This window comes from Paraburkholderia sp. Ac-20347, from assembly GCF_017104805.1.
GTDB lineage: Bacteria > Pseudomonadota > Gammaproteobacteria > Burkholderiales > Burkholderiaceae > Paraburkholderia > Paraburkholderia tropica.
In genome coordinates, this window is record NZ_JAAGPN010000045.1 from 1 (window position 1) to 24,473 (window position 24,473).

The following is a 24,473-nucleotide window of genomic DNA, read 5'->3' on the forward strand; positions in this document are numbered from 1 at the left end:
TGATGTGGCCTATGCCGTGTATTCGCCGGAGGTGCGTCATCCCGTGGAAGTCGGCGCGGCCGACGAGGCGCACCTCGTCGCCTGGCTCTCCAAACGCCTGGGCAAGCCCTTGCAGATTCCGTCGCTCGGCGAGTACGGCTACGCGCTGGTCGGCGGGCGGCTGCTGCCGGGCGCGGCGGGACCGGCGGCGCAGTTCATGTATCAGAACGACGCCGGCGAACGCCTGACGCTCTACGTGAGCGTCTCGGGCCGCGAGCGCGACGCCGTGCATCTGCTGCGCGACGGCGCCCATCGCACCTTCTACTGGAGCACTGACAGCATGGGCTACGCGCTGTCCGGCCCGGCGACGGAAGGGCGCTTGCGTACGATTGCCTACGACGTGTGCGGCGCGCTTGGCGGCACGTCGGCGCAATGGTGACGTTTCATGGCCGCCGACACGCCACGGCCGCCCGGCATGAGCGCGGCAGAACTTTCGCGCGCGCTCGCGTCGTTCGAAACGATTGTCGGGATTCCTAACATATGCCGTAGCGGCGCGGCGCTGGCGGCGTATCGCGATCCATTCGCACTCTTGCCGGGCGACGATGCCTTCGCGCCCAGTGCCGCCGTGCTGCCCGCAAATGTCGACGAAATCCGCGCGATCCTGCGCGTAGCCAATGCGGCGCGCGTGCCGTTGTGGACGGTTTCCACGGGCCGCAATTTCGCCTACGGCGGCGCGGCGCCGCGCCTGTCCGGCTCGGTCGTGCTCGACTTGCAGCGGCTGAACCGCATTCTCGACGTGGACGAGCGCCTCGCGTGGGCGCTCGTCGAACCGGGCGTGAGCTACTTCGATCTGCACGCGCATCTGCGCGAGCGCGGTCTCGCGTTGTGGGTCGATCCGCCCGCGTCGGGATGGGGCAGCGTGATCGGCAACACGCTCGAACGCGGCTTCGGCTACACCGAATACGGCGATCACGCAGCGGCGCAATGCGGTATGGAAGTGGTGCTCGCGAACGGCGACGTCGTGCGCACCGGCATGGGCGCGCTCGACATCGGCACCGCATGGACGCTCTATCGACCCGGTTACGGGCCGTCGTTCGACGCGCTGTTCACGCAATCGAACTACGGCATCGTCACGAAGATGGGACTCTGGCTAATGCCCGTGCCGAGCGCGTATGTGATCGGCGAAATCCAGTTCGCGCGCGAGGACGATCTGGGCGCGCTCGTCGATACGCTGCGCGAGCTGCAACTGAGCGGCACGATACGCCAGCATGCGGTGATCGAAGGCGCGATCCGCCGCGCCGCCGGTCTCGCGCCACGCACGCGCTGGTACGACGGCGAAGGCGCGATGCCCGAGGCGTCGGTTGCACGCATGCAGCGCGAACTCGATATCGGGCGCTGGAATCTGCACTACGCGCTTTACGGCGACGCCGAGGTGATCGAACTGCAACGGCGCATCGTCGAGCGTGCGTTCGAGAAGGTGCGGGGCGTTCGTTTCGTCGCGCGGCGTTACGCGGGCAAGGACGAACCGCAAGGCGGCGGCGACCGCAACATGGCGGGCATCCCGTCGATGAGCGCGTTTCGCATGCTCGACTGGCTGGGCGACGATGGCGCGCACGTGGACTTCTCGCCGCTGTGTCCCGCCGACGGTCGCGACGCGCTGCGCCAGTACGCGCTCGTCAAGGCGCGCGCGGTCGAATACGGCTTCGATTACTACGGCGGCTTCTCGGCCGCGGGGCGTTATCTGCATCACGTGTTCGCGGCGATTTTTCCGCGCGCCCCGCATCCGCAAGCGGCGCGCGCGGGCGATCTGCTGCGCGCGTTGATGAGCGATGCGCGCGCGGCCGGTTATGGGGTGTACCGCTCGCATCTGCTCTATATGGATTACGCGGCGGCGCAGTACAGCTTCAACGATGGCGCGTTGCTGCGCCTCGCGGAAACCGTGAAGGACGCGCTCGATCCGCAAGGCGTGCTGTCGCCGGGCAAGCAGGGCGTCTGGCCGCAAGCGTGGCGCGCGCAGCGCGGCTATACCTGAAGAGGCGATGACGATGAAGCGGCGCAGGTTTATCGGTGTGTCATGCGGCGTGTACGCTGCGTGTTGCACGATCTGGATACGTCGATCGCAGGCGGCGTTGCAGCGTGGCGCGCGCATTGCCGTAGTCGATTTGCGACTCGCGCGCGGCGTGGCGCTGGCGCGTCATGCCGCCCGTGCGGGCATGATGACGTTCGCCGTTGACGACGATATCGGCGCGTTGTGGTACACGCGGCTCGCGTGCGTCGGCGAGGGCGTGCTGATGTTGTGCGCGCTGTGCGATTCGGAGCGCTTCGTGCTCGAACGGCTCGCGCTATCGCGCGGTTGCGTTGTCGTGAATGTGTCGTCGAAGATAATTAATACGGAAACCTAACCAGTTCGCGACGCATCGTCTTTTTCAAGCTTCGCGATTTCCGCATCACGCAATTCGCGGCGCAAGATCTTGCCGATATTGCTTTGCGGCAGCGCGTCGCGAAACTCCACCATTCTTGGCACCTTGTAGCCGGTCAGTTGCTGGCGGCAATACTGGATCAAGGCGTCCGCGGAGAGCGTGGCGTCGCGCCTCACCACGAACACCTTCACGCGCTCGCCCTGCACCGGATCGGGTACGCCGATCGCGGCCACTTCGCGCACGCCGGGATGCGTTGCGATCACGTCTTCGATCTCGTTCGGATAGACATTGAATCCCGAGACGAGAATCATGTCTTTTTTCCGGTCGATCAGCCGGATATAACCGCGCGCATCCATTACGCCGATATCGCCGGTCGTGAGCCAGCCGTCGCTCACGAACACTTTGGCGGTTTCATCGGGACGGTTCCAGTAGCCGCGCATCACCTGCGGGCCTTTCACGCACAGTTCGCCTGCTTCGCCGATACCCGCCCACGTGCCGTCGTCGCGACGAAAGCGCACTTGCGTGGACGGCGCGGGCAGGCCGATCGATCCGGCGAAATCCTGAAGATGATCGAGATCGACGGGATTGAGCGTGACGATCGGCGAACATTCGGTCAGGCCGTAACCCTCGACGATCGGCTTGCCCGTGACGGCGCGAAAGCGGTCGGCGATGGCCTTTTGCGTGGCCATGCCGCCCGCCATCGCGAGCTTGAGGCCGGAGAAGTCGCGCGCGCGAAATTCCTCGTTGTCGAGAAACGCGTTGTAGAGCGTATTGACCGCGCTGATGCAACTGAAATGTTCGTGGCGGATGGTTTTCATCACGCGTTTCATGTCGCGCGGATTCGCGATCAGGATGTTGCGTCCGCCCAGCAGCATGAAAATCAGCGCGTTGATGGTGAGCGAATAGATGTGATAGAGCGGCAGCGGCGTGAGCACGGTTTCGGCGTCGGCGTTCAACTGATCGGCGATCCAGGCCTTCGCTTGCAGCACGTTCGCGAGAATCGAGCCGTGCGTGAGCATCGCGCCTTTCGCCACGCCGGTCGTGCCGCCCGTGTATTGCAGGAAGGCGAGATCGTCGCGCGCGGCGGCGACCGGCGCACGCGGTGCGCGCGCGCCTTGTTCGAGCGCGTCGAGCAACCAGACGGCGCCCGGCAGCGAGTAGGGCGGCACGACCTTCTTCACGTGACGCAGCATGAAGTTGATGAAGCGGCCCTTCAGATTGAGCCCTTCGCCGAGCAGATCGCCCAGTTGCGTGAGGACCACGCGTTCGACGCGCGTGCCGGGCAGCGCGTCCGCGAGCGTCTTCGCGAAGCTCTCGAATACGACGATGGTTTGCGCGCCGCTGTCGTTGAGCTGATGTTCGAGTTCGCGCGCCGTGTAGAGCGGATTCACGTTGACGACCGTTGCGCCCGCCTTCAGCGCGCCGAACAGCGCGACCGGATATTGCAGCGTGTTCGGCAGCATGATCGCCACGCGCTCGCCAGGCATCACGCCCGCGCCTTGCAGCCACGAAGCAAACGCGGTGGCCTTGCGCGCGAGCGCGCCGTAGGTCATCGGCGAGCCTGCGCTCACATAGGCCTCGCGCTCGCGAAAGCGCGTGGTGCAGTCGTCGAAAAACTGAACGAGCGAGGTGTAGCGCGTGACGTCGACCTCGTGCGGCACGCCGTCGGGATACGAAGCGAACCAGATGCCATCGGTATTGGGCTTGTCGAAGGGCGGCGTGCTGTCCAGATTGTTCGTCGTGCTATGCGTCATGCGTGGGCTCCGGGCGGGACAGGGCGCTCCCATGATGCGCCGCGCGGCGCGCGAGCGTTACGCGTATTTTCCCCATTTTTACGCGGCGTGTTCGGTGGGTGTCCTCTTTGCGTTTGGCGTTGTGCGATGCGTGCCGCAAGAACCGTGCGGGCAAAGAAAAAGCCGTGCGGGCAATAACCCGGCACGGCTCGTTCGTGGGACGCGCGGCGCAGCGCCGCCGCGCTCCCTGTGCGAAGGTTCGCTAACCTCAGGTGGTGCTCACCTGCTTCGCGGTCTGCGTCATGTCGATGCCGCGGCGTTCGCGGCTGAACAGGATCAGCACGGAAATGACGATGGCCACGGTGCCGGCGACGATCGCCATCGCCATGCCGTAGTTCTGGTCGTGCGTTTCGGCCAGCGATGCCTGCAGCGTCGCGTTGACCGACGCGAACAGATTGCCGAGCTGGTAGACGAGACCCGGGAAGGTCGCGCGCACTTCATCCGGCGAGATTTCGTTCAGGTGCACCGGGATCACGCCCCACGCGCCTTGCACCGAGATCTGCATGAGGAAGGCGCCGAGCGCGAGCATCACCGGCGTGACCGAGAACGCCCACAGCGGCAGCACCGGCAGTGCGATCAGCGCAGCGATGCAGATGGCCTTGCGGCGGCCGATCTTCTCCGAAATCGAACCGAAGAACAGACCGCCCACGATCGCGCCGATGTTCAGCACGATGGTGATGAGCGAAACCGTATGCGGATCGAAGTGATGCTGTTCGCGCAGGAAGGTCGGATACAGATCCTGCGTGCCGTGCGAGAAGAAGTTGAACGCCGTCATCAGCACGATCGCGTAGATCGAGAGGCCGAGATTGTGACGCAGCGTGGAAAGCAGCGTGGGCCGCGCGCGCTTTTCCATTTCCTTCCAGGCCGGCGACTCGGGAACGTGCGAGCGCACATAGAGCACCAGCAGCGCGGGCAGCACGCCGACGAAGAACATGCCGCGCCAGCCGATGTGCTGATACAGCACGCCGAACACGACCGAGGCGAGCAGATAGCCGCTCGGATAACCGGCCTGCAGCAGACCGGAAACGATGCCGCGCGCTTTCGGCGGAATGGTTTCCATCGTCAGCGCGGAGCCCACGCCCCATTCGCCGCCCATCGCCACGCCGAACAGCGCGCGCAGGACGATGAAGGTGGTGAGGTTCGGCGAGAAGCCGGTGAGCAGTTCGAGCAGCGAATAGCACGCGATGTTGACCATCAGCGTGGGGCGGCGGCCGTATTTGTCGGCGAGCCGGCCGAAGATCAGTGCGCCGAGCGGGCGCATGGCCAGCGTGAGCGTAATGGCAAATGCGACAGCCGGGATTTTGGTATTGAATTCAGTGGCGATATCTTTCAGAACGAAAACCATCAGAAAGAAATCAAATGCGTCGAGCGTCCACCCCAAATACGCTGCGATCGTTACGTTTTTCTGTTCTCGCGTCCAGCTCATTTCATTTTTCTCCTGTCTTACCCGCGCCATGCCTCGTCTCCCGGGCATGGCCTGTGTGGCTGTTCGCCCCGCGCTGCGAGCTTCGTACGAGTGTACGCCCGGCATTAAACATTTGCATGAATGTCGGGCGCAACCCGTACTAATCCCTGGTAAAGATGGGGAAATATGAAAGCGTTTTGTTTTATTGGTAATTTAAATGTAATTAAAATGAAGCCGTAATTGAATGTTGAATGGATTGATCAAGTGGTGCACCGGTATTTCGATTAATTTTTTAATTGCGGTTAACCCGGATCGAGTGCCGGATATGCTCCGGAGTACGTAGCGCTTTCCGGCGCGGCGATCAGCGGTGCATGAGCCAGTCGAGCGTAGCCGCGATCACATTCGACCAGTCGCCCATTGTCTGCTGACGCAGCACGTGCGCATCGCGTATCCAGGGCGAGTGCGTGCCGTCCTTGCCCCAGCGCCATTCGCCGGTCGGATTGACGAGCACGGCGGTGGGCTTGCCGGTCATCGCCGCGAGATTGGCCACGCCGGCGTCCACGCTGACCACGGCGTCGAGTTGCTCGATGCAGGCGGTGGTGTCGGCGAACGTGCCGATGGCGGGCGCGTAATGACTGAAGTGACCGCGCGGCGTTCCGCCGTGCATTTCCACGCCCGGATGCAGCAGGCTCACGAACTGGACGCGTTCGCCGAGCGCCGGATTCGTCGTGAGGCGTTCGAGCGCGTCGAGCGGCATGCTGCGCAGGCGCGCCCAGTTGCGCTCCTTGCTGCGCAGCGTCTGGCTGTGCCGTTGCGCGCAGTCCCAGAACACGCCGACGAGCAGCTTGCCGCGGTGCTGCGCGCGCATCGCCTGGCTCCAGGCTGCGCCGTTCTCGCGCGCGGACTCGGGCGCGCGGATATAGGCGGGAAAGTACGGATCGGGGCGCGGCGTGTCGTGCGCGGTGAGCAGCGGCAGATGCAGCAGCGTGGCCTGCAGGGTTGGCGCGAAGTCGTGAACGTCGGGCAGTAGCGAGGCTTCGATTGGCGCGCAGACGGCCAGCGGGCGGCGTGCGGCCACGACGCGGCAATCGGGCAGCGAGGCTTCGAGCACGCTGTGTATGGGCGCGTCGCAGGTCACCATGATTTCCGCGCCGGCGTCGCGCCAGTGACGCAGCGCGCCGTAAAGCATGAACTGATCGCCGTAGCCCATCTGGTGCGTGACGAGCACGCGCTCGCCGCGCAGATCGCGCTGGCCGTTCCACATCGGCACGTCGGCGTGGCGCGTGTTGCCGCTGTCGCCCTGGTTGCGGTACAGCCAGTGCGTGAAGCCGCGCGCGTCGCCGAGACTCAGCAGCGCTTCGGCCAGCCATTTGCGCGCGCGAAGCTTGTCGGGATTGTCGTCGGGCAGGGCGCTGTTGACCGCGCGTTCCAGTATGGCAATCGCCTGGTGCGTCTCGCCGCTCAGATAGAGGTCGCGGCCCAGCCGCGCTTCGTAAAAGAGCGGCGACCAGCTCGTCTGCGCAGCGTCGATCCACGTCTGCGCGGCGCGCGCGTGTTCGCCGAGCAGACGCAGCGCGCGCGCCCGCGCATGGACGAAGCCCGCATGGCCGGGCGCGAGCGCGAGCCCTTTTTCGGCCCACGCGAGCATCTGCTCGTCGCGCTGCACGCCGATCAGCGCATGACAGATGTCGAGCAGCGCGGCGGGATCGAGCGGCGCGCGCGCATGGGCGGCGAAGGCCGCGACGAGTCGGTGTTCGGGGTCTGCGTGCATGAGCGGGGCGTCATTCTCAGTGTTTATGAGAAAAAGCTTAGAGACGCGCCTCGCCGCCGGACATCGGATACGTCCTAATTTATATAGAGCAAACGATGCATTCCGCATCCGTCGGGGCGACGCGACGCGGCAATCCGCGCGCGTTGCAAGCTTCCCGGCACGCCGCGCACAATTTCGCCGATAATGAACGACCGTGCTTTTCCTGATTGCCGCCGTCAGATGCGGTGACTAGAATCGACTCGACTTTACGCGTTCCGTCAGGCGGAACGCGGATCAGGCTTCAGGGCAATCCGGGCCTTAGCGGTCCAGACAGACATCAAGGAGACACAAGCATGCAGGTCAGGGAATTGTTCGAACTGGGCGGTCAGGTGGCGCTCATCACGGGCGGCTCGCGCGGGCTCGGCCTGCAGATGGCCGAGGCGCTGGGCGAAATGGGCTGCCGTGTCGTGATCACGGCGCGCAAGGCCGACGAACTCGCCGAGGCGCAGCGCCATCTGCAGGCGCGTGGGATCGAGGCGATGACGATCGTCAGCGACCTGCAGCGTCCGGAGGCGGCCACGAAGCTCGTCGACGAAACGCTCGCGGCGTGCGGCCAGATCGACATTCTCGTGAACAATGCGGGCGCGACCTGGGGCGCACCGGCGGAGGATTATCCGGACGAGGCCTGGCACAAGGTCATGAACCTGAACGTGAACGCGCCGTTCTTTCTCGCGCGCGAAGTGGGCAAGCGCAGCATGATCGCCCGCAAGCGCGGCAAGATCATCAACATCGCCTCGATCGCCGGTCTCAAGGGCTCGCTCGGCCCGATGCAGACCATCGCCTACAACACCTCGAAGGCGGCGGCGATCAACTTCACGCGCGCGCTCGCGGCGGAATGGGGCAAGTACGGCATCAACGTGAATGCGATCTGCCCGGGCTTCTTCCCGACCAAAATGGCGGCGGGCCTGCTCGACAAGCTCGGCCAGAGCGTGATCGACCATACGCCGCTGCAGCGTCTGGGCGACGAGAGCGATCTCAAGGGCGCCGTGGTGTTTCTCGCCAGCGCGGCGTCGCGCCACGTGACCGGCCAGTATCTGGCGATCGACGGCGGCGCGAGCATCGTCTGATTCGCATCGTAGTCCGAAGTAAAATCACGGACGGTCCGCGCTACGCCGCGGCCGATTGACCGATTGCAAGACGCGCGCGCCGCGCTCGACGGCGCGCGCTCCAGGAGACGGAACCCGCCATGTCCACATCCGCCATCGCAGCTTCGCAAGATTCAGGCGCATCCGGCGCGACGCACCATGCAACACACGGCACGGCACCCAGCTCGCCGCACTGGCCCGCGCATCTCTCGCCGCATCTGAGCATTCCCGGCACGAACCTCTTCTATAACGCCGAGGTCTCGGCGGCGCGCTTCCCCGACAAGCCCTTCATCTACTTCTACGACACGCCCGTCACGTTCGCGCAGTTCAAGGACGAGGCCGAGCGCGTGGCCGGTTATCTGCAGCAGCACTGCGGCGTGAAGGCGGGCGACCGCGTGCTGCTCTACGTGCAGAACAGCCCGCAATGGGTGCTCGCGTACTACGGCATCCTGCGCGCGAATGCCGTGGTCGTGCCGGTCAATCCGATGAATCTCACCGAGGAACTCGAACATTACGTCGAGGACAGCGGGGCGACGACGGCCTTCGTTGCGCAGGAGTTGTATCCGCGTATCGCGCCGCTGGCGGGCGAGGGGGAAGGCAAGCTGCAACACCTGATCGTCGCGACGTATAGCGATTATCTGAAGAACACGCCTTCGTCGCCGCCGCCGGAATTCGTGAGCGCGCCGCGCCAGGTGGAAGGGCCGGGCGTCGTGCATTGGGCCGACGTGCTCGCTGCACGTTGCGCGCCGGGTCCGCTCACCGCCGGCCCCGACGATCTGTGCGTGATGCCGTACACCTCGGGCACGACCGGTAAGCCGAAGGGATGCATGCACACGCATCGTTCGGTGATGTGCACGGCGGTGGGCGGCTGCAACTGGTTCGGCAGCAATCAGGACGCCGTGCAGCTTTCCGTGCTGCCGTTCTTTCACGTGACCGGCATGCAGGGCGGCATGAACAGTCCGCTCTATAACGGCTCGACGATCGTGATCCTGCCGCGCTGGGATCGCGATGCGGCCGCGCGCGCGATCGAGCATTACCGCATCAACGGCTGGCAGGCTATTTCGACGATGGTGGTCGATTTCATTTCGAATCCGCGTATCGGCGAATACGATCTGTCGAGTCTTGCGTGGATGCGCGGCGGCGGCGCGACGATGCCGGACGCCGTGGTGAAGAAACTGCGCGATCTCACGGGCCTGGAATTCGTCGAAGGCTATGGCATGTCGGAGACGATGGCGGCCACGCACATCAATCCGCCGCAGAATCCGAAGCCGCAGTGCCTGGGCATTCCGGTGTTCGACGTCGACGCGCGCATTGTCGATCCGATCACTCTAGAGGACGTGCCCGAAGGCGAAGCGGGCGAGCTGATCATGAGCGCGCCGCAGGTGATGCTCGGCTATTGGGGCAACGCGAAGGCGACCGCCGAAGCGTTCATCGAGCGCGACGGCAAGCGTTTTCTGCGCACCGGCGACCTCGTGCGGCGCGACGCGCAAGGTTATTACTTCATGACCGACCGCCTCAAGCGCATGATCAACGCGTCGGGCTACAAGGTGTGGCCGGCCGAAGTCGAAGCGCTGATGTACCGGCATCCGGCGATCAAGGAGGTGTGCATCATCGGCACGCAGGACGCGAAGCGCGGCGAAACGGTGAAGGCCGTGGTCGTGCTCGATCCGAAGCAGCTCGGCAGCGTGAACGAAGACGACATCATCGCGTGGGCGCACGAAAACATGGCGGCGTACAAGGCGCCGCGCATCGTGCAGTTCGTCGACACGCTGCCGAAGTCGGGCAGCGGCAAGATCCTCTGGCGCAAGCTGCAGGAAGACGAGGCCGCCGCGCGGGCTTGACGCCAGCCGCGTTGTGACTCGATCAAGACGCGAATCGTCTGGATGCGTCCAGGTGGTTCGCGTCTTGCTGTTTTCACCGCTATAGCGAGTGCTTCTGACGGGCTCAGGCACCTGCCAGCGCAGGCAAGCCAGGCTCGCTCCAATCCCATCCATCGTGTGTTGCAGCAGCGGCCTGCTGGCTCGGAGCCGCGCGCTGCAGCGTCGTCTCCGCGCGCCATTCTCCTGGCGCCTGCGCATTCTTGCGGCCGAGAATCGCCTCGCACAAAAAATCGATGCTGTACGCGTTCAGCAGATGCGGATGATGCGTCTGGATATAGCTCGCAATGCGCGCCGCTTCGCCTTCGATTGCCGCGAGTGCATAGAGCGTGGCGGCGTCCCAGCGGAACCGCAAACCCAGCTCGGCGAACGCCGAATTGAATGCGCACAGCTGCGTGTGCAAACCGGACTCTTGCTCGGTGACGTGCGGACGGGCGGGTGAGGGGCTCATGGCTGTCTCCTGGTTCGCGAATGGCGTGAACCCAATGTAGAAGCCCCAATCAATAAGCGATAGTTAAAGTTTTTTTCGATTTATATAAATCATCGTCTATATCAGCGATGGCGCGTGCAGGCTTCGCGTAAACCCCCCGTAGTGCTGCCGATATCGCTGATATATTGTATTGGAAATATGAAATCGATGAGTTGTGCCGGCTTACTCGTAATAGAACGCTGGAGACAAACGACCGATGTCCACCGATATGCAAGACGAAGCCGGGGCAGCCTCGCTGACCTTGACGCTCGAACCGATTCACGCCGCGCTCTCTTTGCGCGACCAGGCCTACGCAAAATTGAAGCAGGCCATCGCTGAAACCGACATCTACCGTTCGCGAGACGAAATTCGTCTGGATGAGAAGGAGTTGACCGAGAAGCTCGGCGTGAGCCGCACGCCGGTGCGTGAAGCGATGACGCTGCTCGAACAGGAAGGCTTTCTGCGTACGGTGCCGCGACGCGGTGTCTACATCCTGCGCAAGACGCGCAAAGAAATCGTCGAGATGATCTATATGTGGGCCGCGCTCGAAAGCATCGCGGCGCGTCTCGCGACGCAGCGCGCGAGCGACGAGGAAATCGCGCGCCTGCGCAGCATGTTCGCCGACTTCGACGACGCGCGGCCCGCCGAGCACATCGAGGAATACTCGGAGGCGAACATCATGTTTCACCAGTCGCTGGTGGAGCTGTCGAAGTCGCCGATCATCATCGAGACCATCAAGAACATCTTCATGCATGTGCGCGCGATACGCCGGATGACGATCGCGCAGAGCGATCGCGCGTCGAGATCGATCGTGGATCACATGCGCATTATCGAAGCGCTGGAGGCGCGCGATACCGAACGCGTCGAGCGCCTCGTGCGGCAGCATTCGATCGACCTCGCGCTGTTCGTCGAAGCGAATTGCGACTTTCTCGACTGAACTTGGCGTGTCATTTCACGTTTGATTTGAACGCCGCATGAACGGCTCGCATTGATACGCGATTCGTCTTGATGCGTGTCTGGACGCTATCTAAATAGTACGGAATACGAAGTAATTTGCGCGGTTTGAAGGATTTGAAACCGGCGAGATTTGTGTGGCGCATCAGCACGGAAGGGCGCAAGTCCGATGACACAAGGTCCGCGCGCCACCTCGCACTGCAACACGCCGCTACCGCGTAAAAAAACGTCTTGACTAATATTGTGTGTGGAATATTGTATATCACGAATCACACAACGCCCCGCCAAAGAGGAGACGTCATGGCAGAAGCAGGCATCAACGACGCGCAGAACAGCCCTGCGCAAGAGGCGCAAGCAACGACGGACGGTTTTCATCTCGTCATCGACGCGCTCAAGCTCAACGATATCGACACGATCTTCGGTCTCGTGGGGATTCCCATTACGGACCTCGCGCGGCTCGCGCAGGCCGAAGGCATGCGCTTCATCGGCTTTCGCCACGAGCAGAACGCGGGCAATGCGGCCGCCGTTGCCGGCTACATGACGAAGAAGCCCGGCATCTGCCTGACGGTGTCCGCACCCGGCTTTCTCAACGGCCTCACGGCGCTGGCCAACGCCACCACGAACTGCTTTCCGATGATTCTCATCAGCGGTTCGAGCGAGCGCGAAATCGTCGACCTGCAACAGGGCGACTACGAAGAGATGGATCAGCTCAACGCGGCCAAGCCTTATGCCAAGGCGGCGTATCGCGTGCTGCATGCGGAAGACATCGGCGTCGGCGTGGCGCGGGCGATTCGCGCGGCAGTCTCGGGTCGACCGGGCGGCGTCTATCTCGATCTGCCCGCCAAGCTGCTCGCGCAGACCCTCGACGCCGTGAAGGCGAAACAGTCGCTCATCAAGGTCGTGGACGCCGCGCCGCGCCAGATTCCGGCACCCGACGCCGTGAAGCGCGCGCTTGATGTCATCAGGAATGCGAAGCGTCCGCTGATTCTGCTCGGCAAGGGCGCTGCGTATGCGCAGGCCGACGCGCAGATCCGCGAGCTGGTCGAAAAGAGCGGCGTGCCGTATCTGCCGATGTCGATGGCCAAGGGTCTGCTGCCCGACACGCACGAGCAGTCGGCTTCGGCGGCGCGCTCGTTCGTGCTGGCGGAAGCCGATGCGGTCGTGCTGATCGGCGCGCGCCTGAACTGGCTGCTCGCGCACGGCAAGGGCAAGACGTGGGGCGCGGCGGCCGGTCCGAAGCAGTTCGTGCAGATCGACATCGCGCCGACCGAGATCGACAGCAACGTGGCAATCGAAGCGCCGGTGATCGGCGATATCGGTTCGTGCGTGGAAGCGCTGGTTGCGGGCATGGGCGCGGATTTTCCGAAGCCTTCGTCCGATTGGCTCAACGCCGTCGCGGAGCGCAAGAACACGAACCTCGCGAAGATGGCCGCGACGCTCGACAAGAATCCCACGCCGATGAATTTCCACAGCGCGCTGCGGGCGATTCGCGACGTGCTGAAGACGCGTCCCGATATCAACGTCGTGAACGAAGGCGCGAATACGCTCGATTACGCGCGCAGCATCATCGACATGTACCAGCCGCGCAAGCGTTTCGACTCGGGCACGTGGGGAATCATGGGCATCGGCATGGGCTTCGCGATCGGCGCGGCGGTCACGAGCGGCACGCAGGTCGTGGCGATCGAGGGCGATAGCGCGTTCGGCTTCAGCGGCATGGAACTCGAAACGATCTGCCGCTACAACCTGCCGGTCTGCACGATCGTGTTCAACAACAACGGCGTGTATCGCGGCACCGATGTGAATCCGAACGGCGGCGCCGACGTCGCGCCCACCGTGTTCGTGAAGGGCGCGCGCTACGACAAGATGATCGAAGCGTTCGGCGGTATCGGTCATCAGGCGACCACGCCCGAAGAACTCACGAAGGCGCTGCTCGACGCGATTGCGTCCGGCAAGCCCACGCTCATCAATGCCGTGATCGACGAATCGGCCGGCACGGAAAGCGGACGCCTCACGAATCTCAATCCGCAAAGCGCGGCGATGAAGAAATAAATCCAACCGTACAGGACAGTCGTTTCAGACTACCGAGACCAGGAGATAGCAATGAGCAAACCCCTCGACGGCATCAAGATCATCGACTTCACGCACGTTCAGGCGGGACCCGCGTGCACGCAAATGCTCGCGTGGTTCGGCGCCGATGTGATCAAGGTGGAGCGTCCGGGCGCGGGCGACGTCACGCGCAATCAACTGCGTGACATTCCCGAAGCCGATGCGTTGTACTTCACGATGCTCAACAGCAACAAGCGTTCGCTCACGCTCGACACCAAGAAGCCGGAAGGCAAGGAAGTGCTCGAAAAGCTGATTCGCGAGTCGGACGTGATGGTCGAAAACTTCGGCCCCGGTGCGCTCGATCGCATGGGCTTCACGTGGGAGCGCATCAAGGAACTCAATCCGAAGATGATTGTGGCTTCGGTGAAGGGCTTCAGCGAAGGCCATCATTACGACGACCTCAAGGTCTACGAAAACGTCGCGCAATGCGCAGGCGGCGCGGCGTCGACCACGGGCTTCTGGGACGGTCCGCCCACGGTCAGCGCCGCCGCGCTCGGCGACAGCAACACGGGTATGCATCTCGCCATCGGCATTCTCACCGCGCTGATCGGCCGCGATAAAACCGGCAAGGGGCAGAAGGTCGCCGTGTCGATGCAGGATAGCGTGATCAACCTGTGCCGCGTGAAGCTGCGCGATCAGCAGCGTCTCGATCGCGTGGGCTACCTCGAAGAGTATCCGCAGTATCCGCACGGCAGTTTCAGCGATGTCGTGCCGCGCGGCGGCAATGCGGGCGGCGGCGGTCAGCCGGGCTGGGTGCTCAAGTGCAAGGGCTGGGAGACGGACCCGAACGCGTATATCTACTTCACGGTGCAGGGCCACGCGTGGGAGCCGATCTGCCGCGCACTCGGCAAGCCGGAGTGGATCGAAGATCCGAACTACAGCACCGCGCAGGCGCGCCAGCCGCATATCTTCGATATCTTCGCGACGATCGAAGCGTGGCTCGCCGACAAGACCAAGTACGAGGCGGTCGACATTCTGCGCAAGTTCGACATTCCGTGCGCGCCCGTGCTTAGCATGAAGGAGATCGCCAACGATCCGTCGCTGCGCGCGAGCGGCACCATCGTGGAAGTGCCGCACAAGGAGCGGGGCTCGTACCTCACGGTGGGCAGCCCGATCAAGTTCTCGGAACTGAAGCCGGAGATCACGGGCTCGCCGCTGCTCGGCGAGCACACCGATGAAGTGCTCGCCGATCTCGGTTACACGCCGCAGCAGATCGCGGCGCTGCACGAAGTGCGTGCGGTGTGATATCCGTTTCGATGTAGCGATCCAGCAGTGCTGTATCGGCAGTGTGGTGCGCGGCGCGCTTGCGTTTGCCAATCGCGTCGCGCATCCGAATATCAACTCGCATTCCCCACGACGAACGATATGCCAGCCGCCATCGATTTCGAACAGCTCGCCGATGCGATCGGCGACGCCATCATTATCTCGGACGCCGCCGGCGACATCACGTACTGGAATCCCGCGGCCACGCGCATGTTCGGCTATACGCAGGACGAGGCGCTCGGCAAGACGCTGGATCTGATCATTCCCGAACGGCTGCGCGGTCGCCACTGGGAGGGCTATCACAAGACGATGGCCACCGGGCAGACGCGCTACGGCAACGATGTGCTGCGCGTGCCGGCCGTGGACAAGGATGGTCGCGCGTTATCGATCGCCTTCACGGTGGCGCTGCTGCATGATGCGCAAGGCGAACTCACGGGCATCGTCGCGGTCGTGCGCGACGAGACGGCGCGTTTCCAGGAGGAGCGCAATCTGCGCAAGCGCGTGACGGAACTCGAAGCCCGGCTGCAAACACAAGATCAGCAATCCTGATCAATCGGATTGGTCATTCTTATTCCTTCAAGCCGCAGTTCCGCACGGAGCGCTTCGATGCATACCGAAAGACTCGGGCACTACGAGGTCGAACTCTCGGCCCGTCAAATGATTCACAACGGCGGCTGGGTCGCGTTCGCTGCGATTCACTCCGCCGAAGCCCAACAGGCGGACGCGCTGCTGCCGGAACAACAGGTCGCCAACGAGACCGTGTTTGCGAGCGAAGCGGCCGCCATCGAAGGCGCCCGCGCAGCGGCGCTCGCGATTCTCCAGTCGGGCCGGACGCCGCGCTAGCGCGCTTTCAGTCGCTCCTTCAACAACGCGCACCCGGCGCGCCGCGGCACACAGAATTCCAACATCGAGCAGGAGACGTTTCATGAAGTCGTGGCCACGCTTTCGGCGCGCCAGGTCCCTTGGCGCGCCGCCGATCCCGTTCGCCCTTTCATCCGCAACGCTCGTCCGCGGAGGTGCATCATGGCGATGACGATCGCGGTTCCGCGCGAATCGCAGCAAGACGAACGCCGGGTCGCGGCGACGCCGGAAAGCGTCGCGCAACTCATCAAGCTCGGCTATGAAATCGAGGTCGAAACGGGCGCGGGCGAGCGCGCGTCTTACCCCGACGACGCGTATCGCAAAGCAGGCGCGTGCCTCGTCGACGACGCGCTCGAACTCTGGAGCAACGCCGACATCGTGCTCAAGGTGCGTCCGCCTTCGATCGACGAAGTGCAGCGCCTCAAAGCCGGCGCGACGCTGATCGGCTTCATCTGGCCCGCGCAGAACGGCGCGCTGCTCGAAGCGTGTTCGGCGCGCGGCGTGACGGTGCTCGCGATGGATTGCGTGCCGCGCCTCTCGCGCGCGCAGAAGCTCGACGCGCTGAGTTCGATGGCCAACATGGCCGGTTATCGCGCGGTGATCGAGGCGGCGCAGCATTTCGGGCGTCTCTTCACCGGGCAGATCACGGCGGCGGGCAAGATGCCGCCCGCGAAGGTCCTCGTGATCGGCGCGGGCGTGGCGGGGCTCGCGGCTATCGGCGCGGCGCGTGGTCTGGGCGCGATCGTGCGTGCGTTCGATACGCGTCCGGAAGTCGGCCAGCAGGTCGAGAGCATGGGCGCGGAATTCCTGAGCGTCGATGTCGATGAAGACGGCGGCGGCACGGGCGGCTACGCGAAGCAGATGAGCGCGAAGTTCATCGAAGCGGAGATGGCGCTATTCGAGGCGCAGGCGCGAGAAGTGGACATCATCATCACGACCGCGCTGATTCCGGGCAAGCCCGCGCCGCGTCTGATCGATGCGAAGACCGCTGCGTGTATGCGCGCTGGCAGCGTGATCGTCGATATGGCGGCGGAGCAGGGCGGCAACTGCGAACTCACGCGCGCGGGCGAGGTCGTGCAGGCGCATGGCGTGACCGTGATTGGTTATACCGACTTGCCGAGCCGCATGGCGAATCAGTCGAGCCAGTTGTACGCGACCAATCTGCGCCATCTGCTCATGGATCTCACGCCGCTCAAGAACGGCGAATTGACGCTCGATATGAACGACGTCGTGCAACGCGGCACGACGGTCATGCAGCAAGGCAATCTGTGCTGGCCGCCGCCGCCCGTGCAAACATCGGCCGCGCAGCCGCAGGCAGCGCCGAATGCGGCGGTGCATGTTGCGGCGGCGGCAGGACATGCGCAACCGTCAACGCAGGAGGCACGTAAACACGGCGCATGGTCATTACGCATACTGATTATTGGTGCGCTGTTACTGCTCGCACTCGGCGCCGTCGCGCCGCCCGCATTCGTCGCGCACTTCACTGTGTTCGTGCTCGCGGTGTTCGTCGGCTATCAGGTGGTCTGGAACGTCACGCCCGCGCTGCACACGCCGCTCATGAGCGTGACCAACGCGATCAGCGGGATCATCGTGATCGGCGCGCTGCTGCATCCGGGCGGATCGAGCACGATCGCGAGCGTGCTCGCGGGCATCGCGCTTGTTGTGGCCACCATCAATATCGCGGGCGGGTTCCTCGTGACCCAGCGCATGTTGAACATGTTCCAACGGACCTGAGGAGGCGTCATGTTGACTGGAATCGGCAATATGGCGTGGCTCGGCGCGGCGACGCTGTTCATCCTGAGTCTGCGCGGCCTGAGCCATCCGGCGAGCGCGCGGCGCGGCAATCTCTATGGCGTCGCGGGCATGACGATCGCGGTGCTCGCCACCTTGCTCGTCACGGCGGGCGCGGGCTTGCAGATTGCGATTGTCGCGGCCGTGGTGGGCGGCGGCGTGGGCGCGGTGCTCGCGCGGCGCGTGGAGATGACGCAGATGCCGCAGCTGGTGGCGGTGCTGCACAGCTTCGTCGGGCTTGCGGCCACGCTGATCGGCTTCGCGAATTTTCTCGCGCCTTCGGGGCCCGCGACCGGCGTCGAGCGCGCGATTCACGACACCGAGATCTACGTGGGCGCGTTCATCGGCACGATCACGTTCAGCGGTTCGATCGTGGCGTTTCTGAAGCTGCAGGGCACGCTTGGCGGCAAGCCGCTGGTGCTGCCCGCACGCCATGCGATGAACGCGCTCGCGCTCGCCGTTTGCGTCGTGCTCGGCTATCGCTTCGTCGCCGGATCCGACGCACCGCAGGCGCTCTACGCGCTGATCGCCATGTGCGTGATCGCGGCGGCGCTCGGCGTGCATCTGGTGATGGCGATCGGTGGCGCGGACATGCCCGTGGTGGTCTCGATGCTCAACAGCTATTCGGGTTGGGCGGCGGCGGCCACCGGCTTCATGCTCGACAACGATCTGCTCGTGACGACGGGTGCGCTCGTCGGATCGAGCGGCGCGATTCTCAGCTACATCATGTGCCGCGCGATGAATCGCAGTTTCGTTTCGGTGATCCTGGGCGGCTTCGGCGCGGCGACATCGACGTCGAGCGCGACGCCGCAAGGCGAGGTGGTCGCGACGTCGGTGGACGAAGTCAGCGCGCTGCTGCGCGATGCCGCCGAAGTCGTGATCGTGCCGGGCTACGGCATGGCCGTGGCGCAGGCGCAAGGCACGATCAGCGAAATCACGCGGCGGCTGCGCGCGGCGGGCGTGCGCGTGCGTTTCGGCATTCATCCCGTGGCGGGGCGCTTGCCGGGTCACATGAACGTGCTGCTCGCCGAAGCGAAGGTGCCGTACGACATCGTGCTCGAAATGGACGAGATCAACGAGGACTTTACGAGCACCGACGTCGTGCTCGTGATCGGCGCGAACGACATCGTCAATCCGGGCGCGCAGGAAGACGCGGGCAGTCCGATCGCGGGCATGCCGGTGCTCGAGGTGTGGAAGGCACGCACGGTGGTGGTCTCGAAGCGCAGCATGGCGACCGGTTACGCGGGCGTCGACAATCCGCTGTTCTACAAGGAGAACACGCGCATGCTGTTCGGCGACGCGAAGGGCAGCGTGGACGCGTTGCTGCGTCAACTGGAAACCGCATGATGACGAGTTGATTGCGCAGTGATGTCCGCAGTGATGCAGCAAGCCGCCGTTCGCGGCGGTTCATCAACGAATGGAGAGAGACAACGTGGCACATACCGATCGCATCGACGCCGGCTACACGGCGCGGCGGCACAACCGCTGGGTGCAGCTCGTGGCCGGCATCGCCTGCATGGGGCTCGTCGCCAATCTGCAATATGCGTGGACGCTGTTCGTCGTGCCGATGGACGCGCGGCACCATTGGGGGCAAGCGGCGATCCAGCTCGCGTTTTCGATTTTCATCGTCACGGAGACGTGGCTCGTCCCGGTCGAAGGCTGGCTCGTCGATCGCTTCGGGCCGCGTCCGGTCGTGATGGGCGGTGCGTGTTGCGTGGCGCTCGGCTGGGTGCTCGACGCCTGGGCGCCGGTGTTGCCGGTGCTCTACGTTGCCGCGGTGATCTCGGGCATCGGTGCGGGCTGCGTGTACGGCACCTGCGTGGGCACCGCGCTCAAATGGTTTCCCGACCGGCGCGGGCTCGCGGCGGGCATGACGGCCGCTGGCTTCGGCGCGGGTGCGGCGCTCACCGTGATCCCTATTTCGCGGATGATTCAGCATTCGGGTTACGAGACCGCCTTCGTTTTCTTCGGACTCCTGCAAGGTGCGTGCATCATGGCGCTGGCCTTGCTGATGGTGCGTCCGAAGCCGCCCGCGCATGCGGCGGGCGTCCGGCGCGTGGTCGCCACGAAAACCGATTACACGACGCAGCAGATGGTCCGCGCGCCGCTGTTCTGGGTGATGTATGCGATGTTCGTGTGCGTGGCGGCGGGCGGCATCATCGCCACGGCGCAGATCGGGCCGATCGCGAAGTCGTATGGTTTCGCCTCGATGCCGGTGACGCTGCTGAGCGTGTCGCTGCCGCTGCTGACGATGACGCTGTCGATCAACAATCTCTGCAACGGCTTCACGCGGCCCTTGTGCGGTTTGATTTCGGATCGGATCGGCCGCGAGAACACGATGTTCATCACGTTTCTCGGCGAAGGGCTGGCGCTGCTCGGACTGCGCGAGTTCGGCCACGATCCGTATCTGTTCATGCTGTTCTCGGGACTCGTGTTCCTGTTTTACGGCGACATCTTTTCGAATTTCCCGGCGACCTGCGCGGACACCTTCGGCGCGCGCTATGCGGCGGGCAACGCGGGCACCTTGTACACGGCGAAAGGCACGGCGGCTTTGCTGGTGCCCGTGGCCACGTTGCTCGCCGTGCATGGCGGATGGAACATGGTGTTCGATTTCGCCGCCTGCGTGGCGATGATGGCGGGCGTCTGCGCGAAGGTCGTGTTGCAACCGATGCGGCGGCGCTGGATCTTCGAGTCGGCGGCGCCGGAGCGCGCGGAGAGCGCCTTCGTGGCGACACCGCTCGGTTCGCGGGAGTAGGCGCTATCGGCGAGCGGTTTGTCTGGGGCGTGTTGCTCAGGCGGCCGCTTTGCCGGACCGCTGGGCGGTGGCGCGAAAACGCGAGCGGCGCACGCGGCGCGTATCGGTGCGCGCCTGGACGCGGCGCGCGTCGAATTCCGATGACGTCGACGGCGACGCGGTAGTCGGCATCGAAAGCGACGCGTACCTTCCTTCATGCTGGCCGCGCTCGATCCATTCGGCGGGCAGGCGGGTGGCGATCAGCCACGTCGCCGCGACGCCGAAGCTCACGGCGATCAGCGCGGCGATAACGACGAATTCCATCAGGTCTCCCTGCGCGTGGTGGTGCAGCGCCCGGCGCTGCTTCCAGTTCTGTTTTCGCAATGTATACCACGGAACATATCGGGTGCGTATCCGTAGCGTATCGGGTGCGTATCGATACGGCGCGCGCGAGAATCGTTCGAAGCAGACGGGAAGAAGGAAGAGAAGAGGCGCGGAAAACAAAAAAGCCCGCATGTGCGGGCTTTTTCGATGAATCCGGGGTGCTGCTTTATTGCTGCTTAGCTGAAGAGCGTGGTGCCCAGGAGAGGACTCGAACCTCCACAGTGTTGCCACCGCTAGGACCTGAACCTAGTGCGTCTACCAATTCCGCCACCTGGGCACGTCTTCAAGCTAGACCGAGATTATAACGCGTTCCCGGTGTCTGTCAACAGATCTTTTCAAGAAAATTCCACGAAAGCGATGCTTCGAGGAAGATCTATGTCTTGCCAAGGGCAGGGCGGAGTGAGAAGACCTCAAATCCGCGAAAGCCGCACGAGCTCGACGACTGCTGACACTAAAAGAAAAAAGCCGGCATCAAGCCGGCTTTTTTCATGAATCTTGGTGCCCAAGAGAGGACTCGAACCTCCACAGTGTTGCCACCGCCAGGACCTGAACCTGGTGCGTCTACCAATTCCGCCACCTGGGCAAGGTGTCGCTTACTACTTGCTGCTGCGCTGTGTCGTGCAGCAGAGAAACGAGATTGTAGCGTGTCCGTAGAGGCTGTCAAGCGTCTTTTGAAAAAATGTTTCAAGGAGCGGGGCGCGCACGTTTTTGAGGGGCTTTCCGGCGGCGTGAGTGCGGCTTCGTCGGTCCGGTTGAACACCGCTTTCGAGATGCGCCGCGCGCAGGCGCTGGCAACGAGTCTGCATAAGGCTGCACCGTGAATTGTCGCGTAGTGCGCGGGTGTTAGAATGCCTCGCAGCAGTCCCTGCGGAGCGGCGCGCGTTCGACGTTCAACCGGAGGGGCCGCCGCATCGCGCAACACTCGAACACGTAGATAGCAGCACTCGAAGACCGGGGCGCGGCACGACAGGCTCGGGCCACGCAAACTCCGACGTCCACGCAACGAGAACAACCATCGACAAGCCCTTGAGCAAATATCCGTACCCGATTCCCAGCCGCGAAGAGATCCTCGGCGTGCTGCGGACCAGCGAATCGCCCTGCACCGCGAACGATATCGCCGAGGCGCTCGCCATCAAGCGCCAGGAGCGCGAAGGGTTCTTCAGGCGGATCGCCGCGATGGAGCGCGACGGGCAGATCCGGCTCGATTCGCGCGGTCACTATCAGCTTGCGCATCCTTCCAATTTCGTCGCCGGGCGCGTGCAAGGCCATCGCGACGGCTTCGGCTTCCTCGTACGCGACGACGGTCAGGACGATCTGTTTCTGCCGCAAGGCGAGATGCAGAAGGTCATGCACAACGACCGCGTGCTCGCGCGCATCGTCGGTTACGACCGTCGCGGGCGTCCGGAAGGGCACATCGTCGAGGTCACGGACCGCGCGAACCGCAGCGTGATCGGCCGTCTGCTCAACGAGAACGGCGCGCTGATCGTCGCGCCCGAAGACAAGCGTATCGGCCACGACATTCTCGTCACGCAGAATCCCAAGAAGGCCAAGGTCGGCCAGGTGGTCGTGGTCGAGCTGACCGACTTCCCGAGCCGTCATTCGCAGCCGCTCGGCCGCGTGGTCGAAGTGCTCGGCGACATCGACGATCCCGGCATGGAGATCGAGATCGCCGTGCGCAAGTACGGCGTGCCGCACGAATTCAGCAAGCGCGCGCTCGACGAAGCCGCGAAGCTGCCCGATGCCGTGCGTCCGACCGACATCCGCTATCGCGTGGATCTGCGCGACGTGCCGCTCGTCACCATCGACGGCGAGGACGCGCGCGACTTCGACGACGCGGTCTATTGCGAACCGATGCAGGTCGGCAAGGGCGAAGGCTTCCGCCTGCTGGTGGCGATCGCCGACGTCTCGCATTACGTGACGCCGGCCGGCGGCCTCGACGTGGACGCTATCGAGCGCAGCACCTCGGTGTACTTCCCGCGCCGCGTGATTCCGATGCTGCCCGAGAAGCTCTCGAACGGTCTGTGTTCGCTGAACCCGCATGTCGACCGCTGTGTGCTCGTCTGCGACATGGTGATTACCGCGCGCGGCGAGATCAAGGCGTACCAGTTCTATCCGGCCGTGATTCACTCGGCCGCGCGGCTCACGTACACCGAAGTCGCCGCCGTGCTCAAGAACACCAAGGGTCCGGAAGCCGTGCGACGCGCCACGCTGCTGCCGCATCTGCAGAATCTCTATGGCGTCTACAAGTCGCTGTTCGCGGCGCGCCAGAAGCGCGGGGCGATCGACTTCGACACCACCGAGACCTATATCGTCTGCAACGCACAGGGCAAGATCGAGCAGATCGTGCCGCGTCAGCGCAACGACGCGCACAAGCTGATCGAGGAATGCATGCTCGCGGCCAACGTGTGCGCGGCGGACTTCATGAAGCGCAACAAGCACCCGGGCCTGTACCGCGTGCACGCGGGTCCGAGCGCCGAAAAGCTCGAAAACCTGCGGACTTTCCTGCGCGGCATGGGGCTCACGCTCGGCGGCGGCGACACGCCGCACGCGAGCGATTACGCTGCGTTGATGGCGCACATCCGCGACCGGCCCGATGCGCAGATGCTGCAGACCATGCTGCTGCGCTCGATGCAGCAGGCCGTCTACAGCCCGGACAACATCGGCCACTTCGGTCTCGCGTATGAGGCGTACGCGCACTTCACGAGCCCGATTCGCCGCTATCCCGACCTGCTCACGCACCGCGCGATCTACGCGATCCTGCAGGGCAAGAAGTACCAGCCGGCCGCGCCGGAAGGCGTCGAGCTCAACACGGCGCTGTCGCCGCGCGCCCGCGCGCTGCAGGCCGAGGACGAAGAGAAGCGCGGCAAGCGCGCGCGTGGCGGCAACACGGCGATCTGGGAAGAACTGGGTCTGCATTGCTCGGCCAACGAGCGCCGCGCCGACGAAGCCTCGCGCGACGTCGAAGCCTGGCTCAAGTGCTATTTCATGCGCGACAAGCTCGGCGAAGAGTACGGCGGGATGGTGAGCGGCGTGACGTCGTTCGGCATCTTCGTGCAGCTCGATTCGCTGTTCATCGAAGGGCTCGTGCACGTCACGGAACTGGGCTCGGATTACTTCCAGTACGACGACATCAAGAACGAGCTGCGCGGCGAACGCACGGGCATCCGCTACCGTCTGTCGGACCGCGTGCGCGTGCAGGTGAGCCGCGTCGATCTCGACGCGCGCAAGATCGACTTCCGCCTCGTGCGCGATACGCCGATCAAGCCCGCGCTCAATCGCGGCGGCCAGGCGCAGCAGCACGAGCGCGGCGCGCAGGACGGCGGCCCGCGTGTGCGTTCGATGCCGCAAGGCGAAGAGTCGCGCCGCAAGAAAGCCGCACCCGCGCCCACGGCGGCCGTGAAGGAAGCGCGCGCGGCGCGTGGCGCGGCGAAGACCGCGAAGAAGCGTCCGGCGTCGAAGTCGGTGGCCAAGAAGGCGCCGCCGCGCAAGAAGCGTTGAAATCGCGTCGACGTCGTGGGCATCGCGCACCGGCGTCGCGCTGA

Annotated in this window: 19 protein-coding genes, 2 tRNA genes and 1 pseudogene; 15 read left to right on the plus strand and 7 right to left on the minus strand. The window is 64.2% G+C overall.

Going from position 1 to position 24,473, the window contains the following annotated elements; all coding sequences use genetic code 11:
- The 3 genes and pseudogenes from G3N97_RS11545 to G3N97_RS11555 form a co-directional block, all read left to right on the plus strand.
- Positions 1–418: pseudogene (locus G3N97_RS11545) on the plus strand (anti-sigma factor); the annotation flags it as partial.
- A gap of 6 nt (positions 419–424) precedes the next feature.
- Positions 425–2,011, plus strand: a complete 1,587-nt coding sequence (locus tag G3N97_RS11550) for an FAD-binding oxidoreductase (protein WP_205993334.1) — start codon at positions 425–427, stop codon at positions 2,009–2,011.
- A gap of 97 nt (positions 2,012–2,108) precedes the next feature.
- Positions 2,109–2,381, plus strand: a complete 273-nt coding sequence (locus G3N97_RS11555; protein ID WP_205993335.1) for a hypothetical protein — start codon at positions 2,109–2,111, stop codon at positions 2,379–2,381.
- On the opposite strand, the gene G3N97_RS11560 is transcribed toward G3N97_RS11555, so the two are convergent.
- From G3N97_RS11560 to G3N97_RS11570, 3 genes are all read right to left on the minus strand, one after another.
- The gene (locus G3N97_RS11560) at positions 2,378–4,153 is read right to left on the minus strand and encodes an AMP-binding protein (protein ID WP_205993336.1); all 1,776 of its coding nucleotides are present in this window, start codon (positions 4,151–4,153) and stop codon (positions 2,378–2,380) included. The genes G3N97_RS11555 and G3N97_RS11560 overlap by 4 nt on opposite strands.
- Before the next feature lie 247 nt (positions 4,154–4,400).
- Positions 4,401–5,618, minus strand: coding sequence for an MFS transporter (locus G3N97_RS11565; protein WP_205993337.1), 1,218 nt, complete (start codon positions 5,616–5,618; stop codon positions 4,401–4,403).
- 340 nt (positions 5,619–5,958) lie between these two features.
- A complete protein-coding gene (locus tag G3N97_RS11570) occupies positions 5,959–7,368 on the minus strand; it encodes a hypothetical protein (protein ID WP_205993338.1) in 1,410 nt (469 codons plus the stop codon).
- 332 nt (positions 7,369–7,700) lie between these two features.
- Between G3N97_RS11570 and G3N97_RS11575 the strand changes: the two genes are divergently transcribed.
- Complete coding sequence (locus G3N97_RS11575; RefSeq protein WP_074984291.1) at positions 7,701–8,474, plus strand: SDR family oxidoreductase; 774 nt, start codon at positions 7,701–7,703, stop codon at positions 8,472–8,474.
- Between the two features lie 119 nt (positions 8,475–8,593).
- The gene (locus G3N97_RS11580) at positions 8,594–10,333 is read left to right on the plus strand and encodes a long-chain fatty acid--CoA ligase (protein ID WP_205993339.1); all 1,740 of its coding nucleotides are present in this window, start codon (positions 8,594–8,596) and stop codon (positions 10,331–10,333) included.
- Positions 10,334–10,436: 103 nt separating this feature from the next.
- Here G3N97_RS11580 and G3N97_RS11585 read toward each other — a convergent pair whose 3' ends face one another.
- Positions 10,437–10,820 (minus strand): hypothetical protein, encoded by a 384-nt coding sequence (locus tag G3N97_RS11585; protein WP_205993340.1) that lies wholly within the window; start codon positions 10,818–10,820, stop codon positions 10,437–10,439.
- A gap of 235 nt (positions 10,821–11,055) precedes the next feature.
- On the opposite strand from G3N97_RS11585, the gene G3N97_RS11590 reads away from it, so the two are divergent.
- The 8 genes from G3N97_RS11590 (at position 11,056) to oxlT (ending at position 20,568) form a co-directional block, all read left to right on the plus strand.
- A complete protein-coding gene (locus G3N97_RS11590; RefSeq protein WP_205993341.1) occupies positions 11,056–11,775 on the plus strand; it encodes a GntR family transcriptional regulator in 720 nt (239 codons plus the stop codon).
- Positions 11,776–12,092: 317 nt separating this feature from the next.
- Entirely contained in the window at positions 12,093–13,841 is a 1,749-nt protein-coding gene (gene oxc, locus G3N97_RS11595) for an oxalyl-CoA decarboxylase (RefSeq protein ID WP_205993342.1), read from the plus strand.
- A gap of 51 nt (positions 13,842–13,892) precedes the next feature.
- Entirely contained in the window at positions 13,893–15,143 is a 1,251-nt protein-coding gene (gene frc, locus G3N97_RS11600) for a formyl-CoA transferase (protein ID WP_205993343.1), read from the plus strand.
- 120 nt (positions 15,144–15,263) lie between these two features.
- Complete coding sequence (locus G3N97_RS11605) at positions 15,264–15,710, plus strand: PAS domain S-box protein (protein WP_205993344.1); 447 nt, start codon at positions 15,264–15,266, stop codon at positions 15,708–15,710.
- Between the two features lie 57 nt (positions 15,711–15,767).
- Entirely contained in the window at positions 15,768–16,004 is a 237-nt protein-coding gene (locus tag G3N97_RS11610) for a hypothetical protein (RefSeq protein WP_205993345.1), read from the plus strand.
- A gap of 180 nt (positions 16,005–16,184) precedes the next feature.
- Complete coding sequence (locus G3N97_RS11615) at positions 16,185–17,756, plus strand: Re/Si-specific NAD(P)(+) transhydrogenase subunit alpha (RefSeq protein WP_205993346.1); 1,572 nt, start codon at positions 16,185–16,187, stop codon at positions 17,754–17,756.
- A gap of 9 nt (positions 17,757–17,765) precedes the next feature.
- On the plus strand, positions 17,766–19,160 hold the full coding sequence (locus G3N97_RS11620; protein ID WP_205993347.1) for an NAD(P)(+) transhydrogenase (Re/Si-specific) subunit beta: 1,395 nt from the start codon (positions 17,766–17,768) through the stop codon (positions 19,158–19,160).
- Positions 19,161–19,245: 85 nt separating this feature from the next.
- Positions 19,246–20,568: an oxalate/formate MFS antiporter gene (gene oxlT / locus G3N97_RS11625; protein WP_346778056.1), complete on the plus strand. Its 1,323-nt coding sequence runs from the start codon at positions 19,246–19,248 to the stop codon at positions 20,566–20,568.
- 36 nt (positions 20,569–20,604) lie between these two features.
- Here oxlT and G3N97_RS11630 read toward each other — a convergent pair whose 3' ends face one another.
- The 3 genes from G3N97_RS11630 to G3N97_RS11640 form a co-directional block, all read right to left on the minus strand.
- Positions 20,605–21,162, minus strand: a complete 558-nt coding sequence (locus G3N97_RS11630; protein ID WP_205993349.1) for a hypothetical protein — start codon at positions 21,160–21,162, stop codon at positions 20,605–20,607.
- A tRNA-Leu gene (locus tag G3N97_RS11635) sits at positions 21,122–21,208 on the minus strand. Before G3N97_RS11635 ends, G3N97_RS11630 begins: the two co-directional genes overlap by 41 nt.
- Before the next feature lie 219 nt (positions 21,209–21,427).
- Positions 21,428–21,514 (minus strand) — tRNA-Leu (locus G3N97_RS11640).
- Between the two features lie 61 nt (positions 21,515–21,575).
- Between G3N97_RS11640 and G3N97_RS11645 the strand changes: the two genes are divergently transcribed.
- Complete coding sequence (locus G3N97_RS11645; protein WP_205993350.1) at positions 21,576–21,752, plus strand: hypothetical protein; 177 nt, start codon at positions 21,576–21,578, stop codon at positions 21,750–21,752.
- A gap of 205 nt (positions 21,753–21,957) precedes the next feature.
- Positions 21,958–24,429, plus strand: coding sequence for a ribonuclease R (rnr, locus tag G3N97_RS11650; protein WP_205993351.1), 2,472 nt, complete (start codon positions 21,958–21,960; stop codon positions 24,427–24,429).
- The last annotated feature ends 44 nt before the right edge of the window (positions 24,430–24,473 follow it).

Coding starts and splice junctions, on each gene's coding strand:
- G3N97_RS11550 (WP_205993334.1), top strand. CDS start 425: ATGGCCGCCGACACGCCACGGCCGCCCGGCATGAGCGCGGCAGAACTT.
- G3N97_RS11560 (WP_205993336.1), bottom strand. CDS start 4,153: ATGACGCATAGCACGACGAACAATCTGGACAGCACGCCGCCCTTCGAC.
- G3N97_RS11565 (WP_205993337.1), bottom strand. CDS start 5,618: ATGAGCTGGACGCGAGAACAGAAAAACGTAACGATCGCAGCGTATTTG.
- G3N97_RS11570 (WP_205993338.1), bottom strand. CDS start 7,368: ATGCACGCAGACCCCGAACACCGACTCGTCGCGGCCTTCGCCGCCCAT.
- G3N97_RS11575 (WP_074984291.1), top strand. CDS start 7,701: ATGCAGGTCAGGGAATTGTTCGAACTGGGCGGTCAGGTGGCGCTCATC.
- G3N97_RS11580 (WP_205993339.1), top strand. CDS start 8,594: ATGTCCACATCCGCCATCGCAGCTTCGCAAGATTCAGGCGCATCCGGC.
- G3N97_RS11585 (WP_205993340.1), bottom strand. CDS start 10,820: ATGAGCCCCTCACCCGCCCGTCCGCACGTCACCGAGCAAGAGTCCGGT.
- G3N97_RS11590 (WP_205993341.1), top strand. CDS start 11,056: ATGTCCACCGATATGCAAGACGAAGCCGGGGCAGCCTCGCTGACCTTG.
- oxc (WP_205993342.1), top strand. CDS start 12,093: ATGGCAGAAGCAGGCATCAACGACGCGCAGAACAGCCCTGCGCAAGAG.
- frc (WP_205993343.1), top strand. CDS start 13,893: ATGAGCAAACCCCTCGACGGCATCAAGATCATCGACTTCACGCACGTT.
- G3N97_RS11605 (WP_205993344.1), top strand. CDS start 15,264: ATGCCAGCCGCCATCGATTTCGAACAGCTCGCCGATGCGATCGGCGAC.
- G3N97_RS11610 (WP_205993345.1), top strand. CDS start 15,768: ATGCATACCGAAAGACTCGGGCACTACGAGGTCGAACTCTCGGCCCGT.
- G3N97_RS11615 (WP_205993346.1), top strand. CDS start 16,185: ATGGCGATGACGATCGCGGTTCCGCGCGAATCGCAGCAAGACGAACGC.
- G3N97_RS11620 (WP_205993347.1), top strand. CDS start 17,766: ATGTTGACTGGAATCGGCAATATGGCGTGGCTCGGCGCGGCGACGCTG.